We start from the raw sequence: 13,834 nt of genomic DNA on the forward strand, positions 1-13,834 counted from the left end.
CGAACCGTCACTGGGCGTACGGCTCCCGAAATGCGCGTAGCCCCCGGAAGGAGTCTTCCGGGGGCTACGTCACTGTGCAGCTCAGTACGTGGGCGTGAGCTTCGGGTTCGGGCCGTAGGCGTTGTCCGTCTGGTTGCCCTCGGTCGCGTAGAACACGATGAGGATGATCGGGCCGACCAGCGGGATCGCGCCGATCAGGATCCACCAGCCGGAGCGGCCCGTGTCGTGCAGACGGCGGACGGTCACGCCCAGGTTCGGCAGGAACACGCCGAGCACGTAGATGGCGACGAGGATCCCGGTCGTGCCGATCACGGCATCGACGATGGCCAGCACGATGACCGCGAGGAAGTTGAACAGCGCGAACATCCAGAATTCCTGGCGGCGCGCACGGCCGGTGAATACCGCGTACTTCTTGAGAACGTCGAGGTACCAGTTCACTTAGTCCCCCCAAGGACTGGGAAATGCGGGCGGGAGCCTGTCCCTGTGGAGCAAGCTTACGCAGAACTTATGTGGCCGAAACGCCGACGGTCAATTCGTTACCTGGGATGGGGTGTTGGGGGTCGGTGTGTCTGGATTTGCGTATGTGGCACGGCGGTAGCGGTTGCTCACGCACGGCGACGGCGCCCCATCCCCGGGTGGGGATGGAGCGCCGTTCTCGGAGAGGATCAGGGCTTCGTCACGTCTTTCTGGTCTTGCTCATGAGCAGTCCGCCCGCCGTGAGCGCGAAGAGGCAGACGCATGCGCCCGTGATGACGTTGCTCATGATCGCGCCGGTTCCGGCGTCGGTGGTGGCGACCACCCAGGGGGAGAGGATCAGCCATACACCGAGCGCCAGGACGACGAAGTTCAGGTCCTGGGACCGCTCGGGCGCCATCGACATGCAGAGGCCGAGGATCGCGATGGCGATGCCCGTGACCAGATTGCTGAGGGCGAGTTCAGGCCTGGCGGCCGAGAAGTGGACCACCCACCCGGAGACCGCGGCGTAGATGCCGGCGAGGATCACGAGCTCCTCGACCGCGGCGACACCTCTTGTCTGGAGTATTTGCGAGTACCGTTCTCGCATTTCCGGAGCGTCGGGGTGTGCCGAGATATCACCGGGGCGGTGAGAGACGTCAGACATACGACTCGCCTCCTTCTGGCGTCCTGCACGTCTGATCGCGCTTGCGGCGTCGTACCGCGGTTTCATTGTGCTCTTATCTGGCCTTTATGTGTAGGTCTGTCCGATATCGTATCCGGACAGAAAACAAGGGGTGGATTAGCGCGGATCCGCCAAGTGGCAGGTTCCGGCGGGAGAAAGCCTTCTGTGAATGTTCAATAAGCTGTCATGTGGTGTACGGGTGCGTGATGATCTCCATGTTGTGGCCGTCGGGATCGTCGAAGTACGCTCCCCGGCCGCCGAAGAGGTCGTTCACGCTCCCCGGATCCGTATGGCTCGGGTCGGAGTAGTACGTCACGCCGGCTTCGTCCAGGCGCGCGATCATCAGGTCGAACTCCCCGTCGGGCACCAGGAAGGCGTAGTGCTGCGAGACGACCGGCGCGTGGGCGTTCTCGTAGAAGTCGAGGGTCACGCGGTTGTCGGCGGCCACGGGAAGGAAGGGCCCGAAGGGCGCGCCGACCTCCAGACCCAGGATCGCGGCGAGGAACTCGGCGGAACGCTTCTTGTCGGTCGCGTGCACGATGGTGTGGTTGAGCTCGGCGGTCACTGGCCCTCCCGGTGGGTGAGGTGAACGACGGTCTACCTCCTTCGACGCTAGCCCGTCACCGGGGGTGGCGGGAGGGGCGCGTGACGTGCGCGGCTGCCGCCCGGTGACCGGGTCGGCGCGGGGTAGGCGCGGGGCAACGGAGCGGCCGGGGAGGGGTGTCCGGCGTAGCCTGGAAGTGGACTCGGGGAGTTCACGTCACACCGCCGGGAGGCGGAGCACCATGACCGGAATCGTCTCCAGAAGCTTCGACTCGGCGGATGAGACCCGTCCGTTCGAGGGCGCCAAGGGCCGGCTCGACCTGATCACCACGGACCGCGGCCCGGTCGGCCGCGCGGTCTTCGAACCCGGCTGGCAGTGGAGCAAACACATCAAGCCCATCGCCGGTACGGACAGCTGCCAGGCCGCTCACCTCGGCTACGTCGTAGGCGGCCGGATGAAGATCGTCATGGATGACGGCGAATCCCTCGAAGTGGGCCCCGGCGACCTGTTCACCGTCAAGCCGGGCCACGACGCCTGGGTCATCGGCGACGAACCGTGCGTGGCCCTGGACTGGGTCGGCTTCGGCGACTACGCCGTCCGCCCGGGTACGTGACGCTGACGCCCGGATCGACCTGGATGCCCTGACGCACGGATGCGCTGGCTGCCTGACGCCCTGACGGCGGTGAAATCCGGTGGTCGCCTGGCGCGTGCGTCGGCACGATGTCCGGATGAACGAAGATCACCGCGTCCAGCCGCCCCGTACCGCCGACGAGCGAGCCACGCTCACCGCCATGCTCCAGTTCCAGCGCGAAACCCTGGAGTTGAAGTGCGCGGGGCTCACCCCCGAGCAGCTCAAGGAACGGGCCGCGCCCCCGTCGGGGCTCTCCCTCGTGGGGCTCGTACGGCACGCGGCGGAGGTGGAGCGCGGTTGGTTCCGCAACGTGATCAACGGTGAGAACAGTCGTAGTCCGTGGACCCCCGCCGGTTCCACGGACTGGGCCGACTTCGACGTCGACGACCTCGACGAGGCCGGAGTCGCCGAGGCGTTCACGGTCTGGCGGCAGGAGTGCGCCCGGGCGCGCGCGGTCGTGGACGCGGCGGGTTCCCTGGACGTGTGCGGGCATCTGGGCGACGAGGCGTACTCCCTGCGCTATGTCCTCGCCCACATGATCGAGGAGTACGCCCGGCACAACGGCCACGCGGACCTGCTGCGCGAACGCCTCGACGGCGTCACGGGCGAGTAGGGCCGGGAGTCGCCGGAGGCGGGTGTGGCGATCCTGTCGATCGCGAAAATGCCTGATCAAGGGGTGCGTTGGCCTGTTATCGTCGCCCGCATGCCTGAACTGGTCACCCCCACCGCCCGACTGCAGCGCTCCTGGCTCGAAGCGCATGCCGAGTGGAACCCCGGCACCCGCCAGGCGGGCGCCGGGATAGGGCTGGCGGAGGAGCAGGCCCTCGCGATCCCCGAGGTCTTCGCCTCATGGGTCGGCCGACTGCGCGAACAGTCCGACCGGACCCGCACGTTGGGCGAGGGACGGGTGCACGCCACCCACTGGTGGATCGTCGAGGACGGGGTGTACGTCGGCGCGATCGACCTGCGCCACCGGCTCAACGACTTCCTGCTGCGCGCGGCCGGACACGTCGGCTACAGCATCCGCCCGTCCGCCCGCCGCCGGGGCCTCGCCACCTGGGCCCTGGGCGCGATCCTCCCCGAGGCCCGCGCCCTCGGCCTCGACCGCGTCCTGGTGACCTGCGACCAGGACAACATCGCCTCGGCCCGCGCGATCGAGCGCAACGGCGGCGTCCTGGAGGACATCCGCATCACGGAGATCGGCCGCAAGCGTCGGTACTGGATCGCCCTGTGAACGCCGGGAGCGGGCGGCGCGGGAACGCAGGGGAGTGGGACACCGACTCCACCGCCGAGCCCGAGGTCGACGAGGCGATCGCCGCGGAGCTACGGCTGTTGGAACCCTCCGTACGCTCCTCGCGCTCGCTCGCCGGGGGCCTTCTCGACCCCGACTTCGTGGAGGTCGGAGCGTCCGGGCGCCGATGGACGTACGAGGAGATGGTCGCCGCGCTGCCCGAGATGCAGGGCGCCGTGGAGGACGGACCGCGCCACGAACCCTCCGGGATGGCCGGCACGCGCCTCGCCCCCGGCCTGGTCCACCTGACGTACGCGACGCACATCGACGGCCGGCACGCCCTCCGCAGCTCCCTCTGGCGCCGCCACACCGACGGCACCTGGCGCATGTACTACCACCAGGCGACCCCGGTCCCGCCGCCGGATCGGCCCGAGGCCCAGGACGCGCGGCCGACACGCTCGACCTGATCGGCGGGGAGATCGTTCGGCTTCTGCGGGCACGCAGGTCCAGGTGCGGATCGACGGCCCGGCCGGCGGCGCCTGGACCGTGACGGCCACCGGGGACGGCTGGTCGCTCGCCGCGCAGCCGGATGCTGGACACGTCGACGCGGTGGTGGGCTTGGACACGGAGACCGCCTGGCGGCTGTGCACGCGCGGCATCCAGCCGGGCGCGGCGCTTGTTCGCGCCCGCATCGACGGCGACCGCCAACTCGCGGAAGCGGTCTGCCAGATCGTGTCGATCGTCTACTGAGCCGAGCCACAGCCGGAGCCGTGGCATGCCCATCCGGCCGCTGGGACGTCGGCTGCGCCCCGCGGCCGGATCGCATCCGTCGGCACGCTGCCGTGGCGGACGTGGGCGCGATTCGTCGCGCGGCCGACCGGCAGGCCGCGCTGCCCGCGCCGCGGCTCCCGCCCCGCGCCTTTCAGCCGTACGCGTCCGTCATGCAGTCCCGCGCGCACGCGCCCCGTTCGTACTCGTGGCGGAGGGCGGCTGCGGCGAGGTGGGGGTCGGCGTTCGGGCGGTCGAAGTGTTCGTCGGCCAGGCGGAGGACGTCCGAGACCGTGATGATCGCCGGCTCTCCGGCGCCCGCCGCCCCGCGGGCGGAGGCGATCGCCATGCCGGCCGCCCGTCGCAGTACGCGCCAGTGCTCCCGCTCCATGGCGGCCCATGCCCGCGCGGGGGCGAGGGGCCGTGCCGAGCGGCCCTGGCGGGCGGCGCCGAGCGCCATGAGACCGATCCCGGCGGCGACCACCAGGATCCCGACCGCCGTCCCCGCCTGCAGCCCCGCCATGCGCGACCTCCCTGCCGTCGATTCAGTGGTACCCCGGTCGACCGGACTCCAGTCGGCTCGACGCGACCACCTCGCTGACACGCGTAAGTGACACGTGTCACCTTTGCGTTCCAGGCGTTGACTCGGCTGATCAACGGCCGGACGCTGCTCCCATGACCGTTGCCTCCGTCACCACCACCCGCGGCCCCGTGCGCGGCGAGCGCCGGGCCGACGGGAGCCTGCGCTTCCTCGGCATCCCGTACGCGCAGCCGCCCGTCGGCGACCTCCGCTTCGCGGCGCCCGTGCCGCCGGAGCCGTGGACCGAGCCCCTGGACGCCACGGCGTACGGGCCGACCGCCCAGCGACGCCCCTTCGCCGACGTCACGACCATCCCCGAGCCCTCCATCCCGGGCGCCGGGGTCCTCAACCTCAACGTCTTCACGCCGGACACGGACCCCGAGGCCGGGCTCCCGGTCCTCGTCTGGATCCACGGCGGCGGTTACGTGGCGGGCTCTGCGGCCAGCCCCTGGTACGACGGAACGGCCTTCAACCGGGACGGTGTCGTCCTGGTCTCCCTCGGCTACCGGCTCGGCATCGAGGGCTTCCTGCACCTCGACGACGCCCCCGACAACCGTGGCGTCCGCGACTGGATCGCGGCCCTCGAATGGGTCCGCGACAACATCGCCCGCTTCGGCGGCGACCCCGCGAAGGTCACCGTCGCCGGCCAGTCGGCGGGCGGCGGCGCCGTCCAGACCCTGCTCGCCGTCCCCGCCGCCCGGGGCCTGTTCCGGGGCGCGCTCTCCGTCTCCGGGGCCGTCATGCGCCCCGACGGCCCCGAGGTCGCCCGCGCCGCGTCCCGCCTGTTCACGGCCCGTACCGGCGTGCCCGCCACGGCCGCCGCGCTCCGCGACCTGAGCGACGACGAACTCCTCGACCTCCAGGACAGGCTCGGCGCACCCGGCCCGGACCGTGAGGGCCTGCCGCCCCTGCTGTCCCTCGCCCCCTTCGCCGACGGCGAACTGATCCCGGAGCCCGTCCTCGACGCGCTGACGACCGGGGACGCGGGCGCCGACGTCCCGCTCATGCTGGGCTTCACCGCCCACGAGTTCAACGCGTTCCCCGCCCCCGGCCCCGACGGCCCGCCCGTGCCGGTCCTGCTCGGCGCGCTCGGCCTCGCCGAGGAGAAGGTGGCCGCCTTCACGAAGGCGTACGCGGCGGACGGCCAGGACACGCTGTTCGGCCAGGCGCTCACCGACGTCACCTTCCGCGCGCCTTCCCTTGCCGTCGCCGAGGCCCGCGCGGCGAGCGAACGACCCACCTGGCTCTACGAGTTCCGGTGGGAGTCGCCCGTCAACGGCAGCGCCTTCCACTGCCTGGACCTGCCCTACGCCTTCGACCTCCTGGCCGCCGAAGGCGTCACCGCCGTCGCCGGCGAGGCGCCGCCCCGCGCCCTGGCCGACGCGATGCACGGCGCCTGGGTCGCCTTCGTACGGGACCAGGACCCGGGCTCTTCCTGGTCGCGCTACACGACCGGTGACCGCGCCACGATGCTCTGGGACGCCGAGCCGCGCGTGGAGAACGACCCGCTCGCCCAGGTCCGAGAGATCTGGCACGACTGAGCGCACGAGCGCACGAGCGGACCAGCCGATGGGGAGCCCCGCGCCGGGGCGGTCACGCCGGCGCGGGGTGCCCAGTCCGGGCGAGGGCCTCGATGATCGCCGCCGAGAACGGCCGGACATCGGCGGGCCTGCGCGAGGTGATGAGCGTGAAGCCGCCGGAGGTGTCGACCACGACCTCGCGGTCCCGCCAGGTCCCGCCCGCGTTGACGAGGTCGGTGCTGATCGACGGGTAGGAGGTGAGCTCCTTGCCCGCGACGAGCCCGCTCTCGATGAGCAGCCACGGTCCGTGACAGATCGCCGCGACGATCTTGCCGCGCGTCGCGAACGCCATGAGGAGTCGCTGGGCCGCCTGGTCCGTCCGCAGCCGGTCGGCGTTGACGGTCCCGCCCGGTACGACCACCGCGTCGTACGCGTCCGCCGACACCTCGCCGTACGTCGTGTCGGGCCGGACCGTGTCACCGGGCCGCCGGTCGGACACCAGGGTCACGACGGGTGCGTCCTCGCGCGCGGCCACGGTCACCTGGGCGCCCGCCTCCCGCAGGGCGGCCACCGGCTTCTTCAGCTCGTCCTGCTCGGTTCCGTAGTTCGTCGTGAGGACGAGTACGTGCTTTCCGCTGATCGAGGTGATCGAGTTGGTCGGATAGGTCGGGTTGCTCGACACGACGCTTACCTCCTGTCGATCCGTCCGCCTCCACCCACGCGACTCACCACGCACAGCGCCGTCAAACGGGACGGGTCAGCCTGCTCGGAATCCGATGGTCCCGTCGGGCAGCACGGCCTCCACCGTCGCGCCGTGCTCCACGGTGCGGCTCACCGTGCAGAACTTCTCGTGCGTGAGCCGCACCCCGCGCGCGAAGACCTCGGCGGCCTTCGGGTTGTTGTCGGGCAGGTCGAACTCGTAACTGACCCTGATCCGGCCCACCCGACCGTCGTCCTCCGGCGTGGAGACCGACTCCACGACGATCCGCAGGTCGTCGTGGTCCACGGCGCGCGCCGTCCGGTCCACCACCATGCCGCCGCAGCCGCCCATGGCGGCGAGCAGCAACTCGACCGGCGTGAACGAGGGCTGGGCGTCCGGGTCGTCCGCCGCCCCCATGCGTACCTCCGCGCCCCGGTCGTTGCGGGCGGTCCACTGCCGGTAGGCGGTACGGACGGTCTCGATGCGGTAGTCGGCCATGGCGGCGTCTGCTCCTCGGTGCGTGTGCGTGTGCGTGTGCGCGTGCGTGTACGGGTGTTGCGAGTGGTGCGGGTGTGTACGCAGGGTGCGTCGATCGCTCACGCAACCCCACCCGGCCCCGGGCCGCCAAGGGGACGCGCCGCGACGGCGGTGGGCCGGTCTGAGTATCCCGGGCGGCCCGGGTGAGTACGTCGCCGGATACCAGGCCCCGGCCGCCGGCGATGGAATGGGGTCATGACCACGGACGCCCGGCGCACCAGCCGTATCCAGCACGTCACGGCCACCGGCTCGGCCGTGGCGGTCGCGCTCCTCCCGCTCGTCGTCGGCATGATGCTCGCGCGGAGCGTGGGCGCCGACCCGATGACCTCGGTGAACGCCCTGATCACCAGTGGCGGCCAGCGCGCCCGGCTCTCCCGCGGCCAACTGCGCGCCGTACGACGGCCGACGCTCCCCACCCTCAGGGCCCTGCCCTCACTGCCGGCCTTCCCCGCACTGCCCGCCCTCTCAGCTTTCCGGGGGCGGTGAAGCTTCCTCCAACTTCCGCCCAACTCTCGGTATTGGGAACGGTGTTGAGGTTCTTGTGCGTAGCCTTGGGGGCGGGGAGTCGGCTGCGCGGGGGTGGGGCTTGTGACTGCTGGATCCGGGTCGGAACGGCGGGGGAGAGGGCCGCTGGGCGGCCGCCTAGTGCTCTGGCTGATGCTCATGGCGGCCGTGTTCGCCGCGGCCCCGGCCGCCGCCGTCACGGCGGGTCAGCCCACCGAAACCCGTGTACGCGCCGCTCGGCCCCCGGCCGCCCCGGTCGCCCGGGCGCCGGCCTGCGACCCCAGGCGCGCCGGCCCGCGCCCCGACCGGGTGGACGGCGAGGCGGTGCGGCGCATCCGGGAGCGCGGGCATCTCGTCGCGGGCGTCGACCTCAACAGCTATCTCTGGGCCTCGCTCGACCAGGACGCCCAGGAGCCGTCCGGCTTCGACATCGACGTCGTCCGGGCGATCGCCCGCGACATCCTCGGCCCGAAGGCCACGGTGCGCTTCGTCAGCATGCCGCCCGCCCAGCGGATCCCGCGGCTGCAGAACCGCCAGGTCGACGTCATCGTGCGCACGATGAGCATCACCTGCGAGCGGCTGGCCGACGTCGCGTTCTCCAGCGTCTACTTCGAGACCGGGCACCGGCTCCTCGTGCCCCGGGACTCCGAACTCACCGGCTTCGACTCGAAGCTGCGCGGCCGGCGCGTCTGCCTGAGCAAGGGCAGCTCGGCCTCCGACCTCCTGAAGAACTCGGGAACCGGCGCCGTCGCTGTGGAGACCGCGAGCCATCTGGACTGTCTCGTCGAACTCCAGCAGCGGAACGTGGACGCCGTCCTCACCCACGCCACGCTCGCCGCCGGACTGGCCGCCCAGGACCCGACCCTCCGGATGGTCGGGCCGCTCCTCGACACCTCGCTGTACGGAGTCGCCATGAACAAGGACGACACGGACCTGGTCCGGCGGGTCAACGCCGTCCTGGAGGACTACCGCGCTGGCGGCGCCGCCAGCCCATGGATGGTCTCGTACAACAAGTGGCTCGCCCCGACACTGGGCGCACACCCGCAGGGCCCGCCGGCGGCCGCGTACGCGGATTGACTCCGGGCGACGTCGCCTTCAGCCCCGGAACGTGGCAGGCCGCTCGGGAGACGCCTCCGCGAGGGCCTTGGTGACGGCCTCGACGCCGGCCCGCAGACCGTAGACCGGGGTGTCGGGCTGCTGGCGCCAGGAGTCGTCGATCCTGCCCGCGTCGACCGTGTCGAAGCCCAGCTGGTCGATGAGGGCGCGGACGGTCTTCTTCGCGACCTCGTCGTCACCCGCCACCGGCAAGGCCAGCCGCTCGGGGTCGCCGGCCGGAAGCGGCCGGTCCAGGATGTCCTCGGCGTAGGTGCCGTTGAAGGCCTTGATCACCGGGTGGCCGAGGTGCCGCTCGGTCCAGCGGCTCTCGGTCAGGCCGTCGTCCTCGATGGCGGCGATCCGGCCGTCGCGCTGCTGCGGGTAGTAGTTGTTCGTGTCGATGAGAGCGAAGCCCTCCGCCGCGTCCGCGAAGAGGTTCGAGGGCAGGTCGGGAACCGCCTTCAGCGGTACGGTGACGACCACGATCTCCGCGCCGCGCGCCGCCTCGCCGACCGTGACGGGCGTCGCGCCGGTCTCCTCCGCGAGCGCCGTGAGGGTCTGCGGACCACGGGAGTTCGCGACGGACACGTCGTGCCCGAGTGCCGCGAGACGACGGGTGAGGTTGCCGCCGATGTTGCCTGCGCCGATGATGCCGATCTTCATGGACGTTCGTTCCTTCCGAGCGTGGAGCGGGTGCGACGGGGTGTCACGCACGTTCTGAACCTCCTTCCCCGGGCCAGGTATTCCCGGTTCGTCCCACCGTGTCGTGAGGGGTTGAGGTGGCCGCTGTGAATCCTGCGACGTTCCGGGATACGGAAGCCCGCTGATGAGCGATGATCCGTTCGAGATCCATCCGACGACGTGGTGGTCCGTGGAGAGGGCAGTCGATGACCGTGCGGGACGACGCGCACCAGCAGGGCCGACAGCAGGACCGGGAGGAGGACCGAGAACAGCGGGAGTCGGGACCCGACCGGCGCCGCTTCATCGGGTACGTCCTCGCGGCACCGACCCTCACCGTCGCCGCGCAGCTCGGCGAGGCGGTCCTCGCCCCCGCCCCTGCGGTCGCCGCCGCGCCCGCGCTGGTGCCGTCCCTGCCCGGGCCTTCCGAGATCTACGATCTCAACGACATGCTCACGCATGCCGCCCTGCCCACCGCGAACCTGATCACCCTCCGCATCGAGGCCGACGGCTCCGCGTCCTTCGCCCTGCCGCGTGCCGAGGTCGGCCAGGGCATCACCACCTCCTCCGCCATGCTGATCGCAGAGGAGCTCGACCTGCCGCTCGAGAAGGTGCGCGTCACCCTCGCGGACGCCCGTCCGGAGCTGCTCTTCAACCAGATGACCGGCGGCTCCAACACCACCATCGCCACCTTCACCCCCATCCGCGTCGCCGCCGCCGTCGCCAGGGGCCGGCTGCTGCGCGCCGCCGCGCTCGAGCTCGGCGAGCTGCTGGGTTCGCTCACCGCAAAGGCCGGCGCGATCGTCTCCTCCGCGACCGGCCGCAGCATCGGCTACGGCGAACTCGCCGCGAAGGCGGCCGCGGTGAGCGACACGGCGGTCTCGGTCGCCCTGAAGAAGCCGTCCGAGTTCAAGGTGATCGGCACCGCCCAGCGGCGGATCGACGCCCTGGAGGCCGTGACGGGCCGCAAGAGGTTCGCCATGGACGTGCAGGTGCCCGACGCCCTGCCGACGATGGTCTGCCGGCCGCCGACGATCAACGGCACCGTGCGCTCGGTCGACAACCTGGCCGCGGTACGCGCCATGCCGGGCATCACCGACGTCGTACGGATCTCCAGCGGCGTCGCCGTCCGCGGCCGTACGTTCGGCCAGTGCGTCGACGCCGTCCGCGCCCTCAAGGTCACCTGGGGACCCGGAACCGCCGAAGCCGCCTCCGACGCGACCGTCCAGCGGAAGCTGCGGGCGGCGGAACTCCCTCTCGTCGTACCGACGTTGCCCCTGCTGACGAAGGCCGTCGACGCGCGCTTCACCTTCCACTTCTCCAGCAACAGCGCCCTGGAGACCAACTGCGCGGTCGCGGACGTCCGTTCGGACTCGGCCGAGATCTGGGCGAGCCTGAAGACGCCGATCGTCGCCCAGGAGCAGATCGCCCTCCAGCTCGGTCTCCCGGTCACCGCCGTGAAGGTCCATGTCACCGAGGGCGGCGGCTCGTTCGGCCGCAAGCTCTTCCACGACGCGGCCGGCGAGGCCGCCGAGATCTCGCGAGCCATGGGCAAGCCGGTGAAGCTGATGTGGCACCGGACCGACGACTTCCGCCAGGGCCGTACGCACCCCATGTCGACGTCCCGGGTCCGGGCCACGTACACGCTCGGCGAGGTGCTGTCGTACGAGCAGCGCCACACCTCCGTAGCCACCGACTTCGGTCACGGCCTCGGCGAGATCATCACCTCCACGGCCGCCCAACTGCCCGTGGGTGACCTCGCGTTCTCCGAGACGATCTTCGCGCTCACCCAGCAGAGCCCGTACCACTTCGGGGTCACGACCCAGCTGCTCAGCGAGACCGAGAAGCGCTTCAACACCGGCTCCATGCGCGGCATCTACTCGCCCAACGTCCGGTGCGCGCAGGAGCTGGTCGTGGACGAGCTCGCGAAGCGCATGGGCAAGGACGCGTACGAGTTCCGGCGCAAGCACCTGAAGGAGGAGCGGGCCCGCGCGGTCCTGGACAAGGTCGCCGAGGTGGGCGACTGGGGCCGGTCGATGCCCGCGGGCACGGCCCAGGGCATCGCGCTGCACCCCGAGTACCACGCCTTCGTCGCCGTGCTCGCCGAGATCGACTGCCGGCCGGAGACCACCGGCCGGAAGATCCACGACGCCTACACCGGCCCCCGCGTGACCAAGGTCGTGTGCGCCGTCGACGTCGGCCTCGCCGTCAACCCGCGCGGCCTGGAGGCCCAGATGATGGGCGGCATCATCGACGGCATCGCCGTCGCCCTCACCTCGGGCCTCCACCTCAGGGACGGCCACTTCCAGGAGGGGAGCTGGGACAACTACTTCTACACCCGGCAGTGGAACACCCCGCCCGAGCTGGAGATCGTCGTCATGCCGCCGACCTCGGACCGGCCGGGCGGCGCGGGCGAGCTGGCCGTCGGCGCCGCGATGGCCGCGGTGGCCTGCGCGTACGGCCGGGCCACCGGCACCATGCCGACGACCTTCCCCGTCAACCACGCCGAGCCGCTCGCCTTCGAGCCGCTGCCGACCACCCCGCCGATCCCCGCCTCGCCGGTCGACGGCCTCGACCGCGCCTTCTAGGACCCAGGAGCCACCGTGCCGCACCACACCTTCATCCTCAACGGCAAGGCCGTCACGGCCGAGGTCGAGGACGACGTCCGGCTGCTGTGGGTGCTCCGTGACGTCCTCGGCGTCACCGGGCCCAAGTACGGCTGCGGGCTCGGCGTCTGTCAGGCGTGCACCAGCCACATCAACGGCAAGGCGTTCAACCCCTGCTCCGTGCCGGTCAAGGAGATCGCCCCGACCGACGAGATCACCACGATCGAGGGCCTCCCGGGGACCGTCGGCAAGGAGCTGCACCCCATGCAGGAGGCGTGGCTGGATCTCGACGTGGTCCAGTGCGGCTACTGCCAGCCCGGGCAGATCATGACGGCCGTCGCCAAGGTCCGCGCGGCGCGCGAGGCCGGGCGCGAGATCGGCGAGGCCGACCTCGACGAGATCCGCAACATCTGCCGCTGCGGCACCTACAACCGGATCCGTGAGGCGATCGTGGCGGGAGCCCGCCGGATGCCCTGACCAGGGCGGTGAGGGCGGTGAGCTCGGTGTGCGGGGGCGGCGCGGATGCGCTCTGCTGGACGGGACGGCCCTCGGCCACCCCGCCGGTCCCCGGCACTCCTCGGCATCCCCCGAAAGGCAGATCCCATGGCTGACAAGCCCGCAATCGTCCTGGTCCACGGCTTCTGGGGCGGTGCCGCGCACTGGGCCAAGGTCATCGTCGAGCTCCGCCGCCGCGGCTTCGGGTCCCTGCACGCGGTGGAGAACCCGCTGACCTCGCTGGCCGACGACGCCGAACGCACCCGCAAGATGGTGCGGCAGATCGACGGCCCCGTGGTGCTGGTGGGCCACTCGTACGGCGGTGCGGTGATCACCGAGGCGGGCGATCTGCCCAACGTCACCGGTCTGGTCTACATCGCCGCGTTCGTGCCGGACGCTGGGGAGAGCCCGGGCGGGATCACTCAGGAAATGCCTCCCGCGGCGTTCGCGAACATCGCTCCGGACTCCGACGGCTACCTCTGGATCAAGCAGGACAAGTTCCACGAGAGCTTCGCCCAGGACGTGTCGCCGGACGAGGCGCTGGTCATGGCCGTGACGCAGAAGGCGCCGCTCGGATCGACCTTCGGCGACAACGTCACCGCCCCGGCCTGGCGCGCGAAGCCGAGCTGGTACCAGGTCTCCACCGGCGACCGCATGATCCACCCGGACAACGAGCGCCGCATGGCCCAGCGCATGAACCCCCGCAAGACCGTCGAACTGGACGCCGGCCACGCCTCCCTGGCCTCCCAGCCCGGTCCGGTGACCGACCTCATCGAGGAGGCGGCGGGCGCGAGCGCGGGCGCCTGA

General features: G+C 71.3%; 18 protein-coding genes. 11 read left to right on the top strand and 7 right to left on the bottom strand.

All coding sequences use genetic code 11. From position 1 onward, the window contains the following. Positions 1-81 precede the first annotated feature (81 nt). The 3 genes from ACFWRO_RS10595 to ACFWRO_RS10605 form a co-directional block, all read right to left on the bottom strand. Positions 82-438, bottom strand: a complete 357-nt coding sequence (locus ACFWRO_RS10595) for a DUF805 domain-containing protein (RefSeq protein WP_384507274.1) — start codon at positions 436-438, stop codon at positions 82-84. A gap of 238 nt (positions 439-676) precedes the next feature. Then, on the bottom strand, positions 677-1,063 hold the full coding sequence (locus tag ACFWRO_RS10600) for an SPW repeat protein (RefSeq protein WP_384507276.1): 387 nt from the start codon (positions 1,061-1,063) through the stop codon (positions 677-679). A 259-nt stretch (positions 1,064-1,322) separates the two neighbouring features. Further along, positions 1,323-1,703, bottom strand: a complete 381-nt coding sequence (locus tag ACFWRO_RS10605) for a VOC family protein (protein WP_384507279.1) — start codon at positions 1,701-1,703, stop codon at positions 1,323-1,325. Positions 1,704-1,923: 220 nt separating this feature from the next. On the opposite strand from ACFWRO_RS10605, the gene ACFWRO_RS10610 reads away from it, so the two are divergent. The 5 genes from ACFWRO_RS10610 to ACFWRO_RS10630 all read left to right on the top strand — a co-directional run bounded on the left by ACFWRO_RS10610 (position 1,924) and on the right by ACFWRO_RS10630 (position 4,294). Further along, positions 1,924-2,295: a cupin domain-containing protein gene (locus ACFWRO_RS10610; RefSeq protein ID WP_384507282.1), complete on the top strand. Its 372-nt coding sequence runs from the start codon at positions 1,924-1,926 to the stop codon at positions 2,293-2,295. Positions 2,296-2,410: 115 nt separating this feature from the next. Next, on the top strand, positions 2,411-2,926 hold the full coding sequence (locus tag ACFWRO_RS10615) for a DinB family protein (RefSeq protein ID WP_384507285.1): 516 nt from the start codon (positions 2,411-2,413) through the stop codon (positions 2,924-2,926). Positions 2,927-3,016: 90 nt separating this feature from the next. Beyond that, positions 3,017-3,547: a GNAT family N-acetyltransferase gene (locus ACFWRO_RS10620; RefSeq protein ID WP_384507288.1), complete on the top strand. Its 531-nt coding sequence runs from the start codon at positions 3,017-3,019 to the stop codon at positions 3,545-3,547. Positions 3,548-3,624: 77 nt separating this feature from the next. Next, complete coding sequence (locus ACFWRO_RS10625) at positions 3,625-4,011, top strand: DUF4440 domain-containing protein (protein ID WP_384507882.1); 387 nt, start codon at positions 3,625-3,627, stop codon at positions 4,009-4,011. Positions 4,012-4,054: 43 nt separating this feature from the next. Then, positions 4,055-4,294, top strand: a complete 240-nt coding sequence (locus ACFWRO_RS10630) for a hypothetical protein (protein ID WP_384507290.1) — start codon at positions 4,055-4,057, stop codon at positions 4,292-4,294. 172 nt (positions 4,295-4,466) lie between these two features. Here the strand turns inward: ACFWRO_RS10630 and ACFWRO_RS10635 are convergent, their stop codons facing one another. Further along, entirely contained in the window at positions 4,467-4,835 is a 369-nt protein-coding gene (locus tag ACFWRO_RS10635) for a hypothetical protein (RefSeq protein ID WP_384507293.1), read from the bottom strand. Between the two features lie 152 nt (positions 4,836-4,987). On the opposite strand from ACFWRO_RS10635, the gene ACFWRO_RS10640 reads away from it, so the two are divergent. Next, positions 4,988-6,433, top strand: coding sequence for a carboxylesterase/lipase family protein (locus ACFWRO_RS10640; protein ID WP_384507296.1), 1,446 nt, complete (start codon positions 4,988-4,990; stop codon positions 6,431-6,433). A 52-nt stretch (positions 6,434-6,485) separates the two neighbouring features. Here ACFWRO_RS10640 and ACFWRO_RS10645 read toward each other — a convergent pair whose 3' ends face one another. Beyond that, a complete protein-coding gene (locus tag ACFWRO_RS10645) occupies positions 6,486-7,094 on the bottom strand; it encodes a type 1 glutamine amidotransferase domain-containing protein (protein ID WP_384507299.1) in 609 nt (202 codons plus the stop codon). Between the two features lie 75 nt (positions 7,095-7,169). Continuing rightward, a complete protein-coding gene (locus ACFWRO_RS10650; RefSeq protein WP_362014268.1) occupies positions 7,170-7,610 on the bottom strand; it encodes an OsmC family protein in 441 nt (146 codons plus the stop codon). Between the two features lie 234 nt (positions 7,611-7,844). Here ACFWRO_RS10650 and ACFWRO_RS10655 point away from each other — a divergent pair, with 234 nt between their 5' ends. Together ACFWRO_RS10655 and ACFWRO_RS10660 are read left to right on the top strand one after the other, a co-directional pair. Then, positions 7,845-8,135, top strand: coding sequence for a hypothetical protein (locus tag ACFWRO_RS10655; protein ID WP_384507302.1), 291 nt, complete (start codon positions 7,845-7,847; stop codon positions 8,133-8,135). A gap of 177 nt (positions 8,136-8,312) precedes the next feature. Further along, positions 8,313-9,230 carry a glutamate ABC transporter substrate-binding protein gene (locus tag ACFWRO_RS10660; protein ID WP_384507304.1) on the top strand — a complete coding sequence of 306 codons (918 nt, stop codon included), beginning with the start codon at positions 8,313-8,315 and terminating at the stop codon, positions 9,228-9,230. A gap of 18 nt (positions 9,231-9,248) precedes the next feature. Here ACFWRO_RS10660 and ACFWRO_RS10665 read toward each other — a convergent pair whose 3' ends face one another. Beyond that, positions 9,249-9,962 carry an NADPH-dependent F420 reductase gene (locus tag ACFWRO_RS10665; protein WP_384507307.1) on the bottom strand — a complete coding sequence of 238 codons (714 nt, stop codon included), beginning with the start codon at positions 9,960-9,962 and terminating at the stop codon, positions 9,249-9,251. Positions 9,963-10,135: 173 nt separating this feature from the next. Between ACFWRO_RS10665 and ACFWRO_RS10670 the strand changes: the two genes are divergently transcribed. From ACFWRO_RS10670 to ACFWRO_RS10680, 3 genes are all read left to right on the top strand, one after another. Then, on the top strand, positions 10,136-12,514 hold the full coding sequence (locus ACFWRO_RS10670) for a molybdopterin cofactor-binding domain-containing protein (RefSeq protein ID WP_384507311.1): 2,379 nt from the start codon (positions 10,136-10,138) through the stop codon (positions 12,512-12,514). A gap of 15 nt (positions 12,515-12,529) precedes the next feature. Continuing rightward, positions 12,530-13,009 (top strand): (2Fe-2S)-binding protein, encoded by a 480-nt coding sequence (locus ACFWRO_RS10675; protein WP_384507314.1) that lies wholly within the window; start codon positions 12,530-12,532, stop codon positions 13,007-13,009. 126 nt (positions 13,010-13,135) lie between these two features. Then, the gene (locus ACFWRO_RS10680) at positions 13,136-13,834 is read left to right on the top strand and encodes an alpha/beta hydrolase (RefSeq protein WP_384507316.1); all 699 of its coding nucleotides are present in this window, start codon (positions 13,136-13,138) and stop codon (positions 13,832-13,834) included.

It is taken from the genome of Streptomyces sp. NPDC058579 (assembly GCF_042718575.1).
GTDB lineage: Bacteria > Actinomycetota > Actinomycetes > Streptomycetales > Streptomycetaceae > Streptomyces.

What these genes read in the sequence shown, in the direction of transcription:
- ACFWRO_RS10600 (WP_384507276.1), bottom strand. Translation starts at nt 1,063, where the DNA reads ATGCGAGAACGGTACTCGCAAATACTCCAGACAAGAGGTGTCGCCGCG.
- ACFWRO_RS10610 (WP_384507282.1), top strand. Translation starts at nt 1,924, where the DNA reads ATGACCGGAATCGTCTCCAGAAGCTTCGACTCGGCGGATGAGACCCGT.
- ACFWRO_RS10615 (WP_384507285.1), top strand. Translation starts at nt 2,411, where the DNA reads ATGAACGAAGATCACCGCGTCCAGCCGCCCCGTACCGCCGACGAGCGA.
- ACFWRO_RS10620 (WP_384507288.1), top strand. Translation starts at nt 3,017, where the DNA reads ATGCCTGAACTGGTCACCCCCACCGCCCGACTGCAGCGCTCCTGGCTC.
- ACFWRO_RS10635 (WP_384507293.1), bottom strand. Translation starts at nt 4,835, where the DNA reads ATGGCGGGGCTGCAGGCGGGGACGGCGGTCGGGATCCTGGTGGTCGCC.
- ACFWRO_RS10640 (WP_384507296.1), top strand. Translation starts at nt 4,988, where the DNA reads ATGACCGTTGCCTCCGTCACCACCACCCGCGGCCCCGTGCGCGGCGAG.
- ACFWRO_RS10650 (WP_362014268.1), bottom strand. Translation starts at nt 7,610, where the DNA reads ATGGCCGACTACCGCATCGAGACCGTCCGTACCGCCTACCGGCAGTGG.
- ACFWRO_RS10655 (WP_384507302.1), top strand. Translation starts at nt 7,845, where the DNA reads ATGACCACGGACGCCCGGCGCACCAGCCGTATCCAGCACGTCACGGCC.
- ACFWRO_RS10660 (WP_384507304.1), top strand. Translation starts at nt 8,313, where the DNA reads ATGGCGGCCGTGTTCGCCGCGGCCCCGGCCGCCGCCGTCACGGCGGGT.
- ACFWRO_RS10670 (WP_384507311.1), top strand. Translation starts at nt 10,136, where the DNA reads ATGACCGTGCGGGACGACGCGCACCAGCAGGGCCGACAGCAGGACCGG.
- ACFWRO_RS10680 (WP_384507316.1), top strand. Translation starts at nt 13,136, where the DNA reads ATGGCTGACAAGCCCGCAATCGTCCTGGTCCACGGCTTCTGGGGCGGT.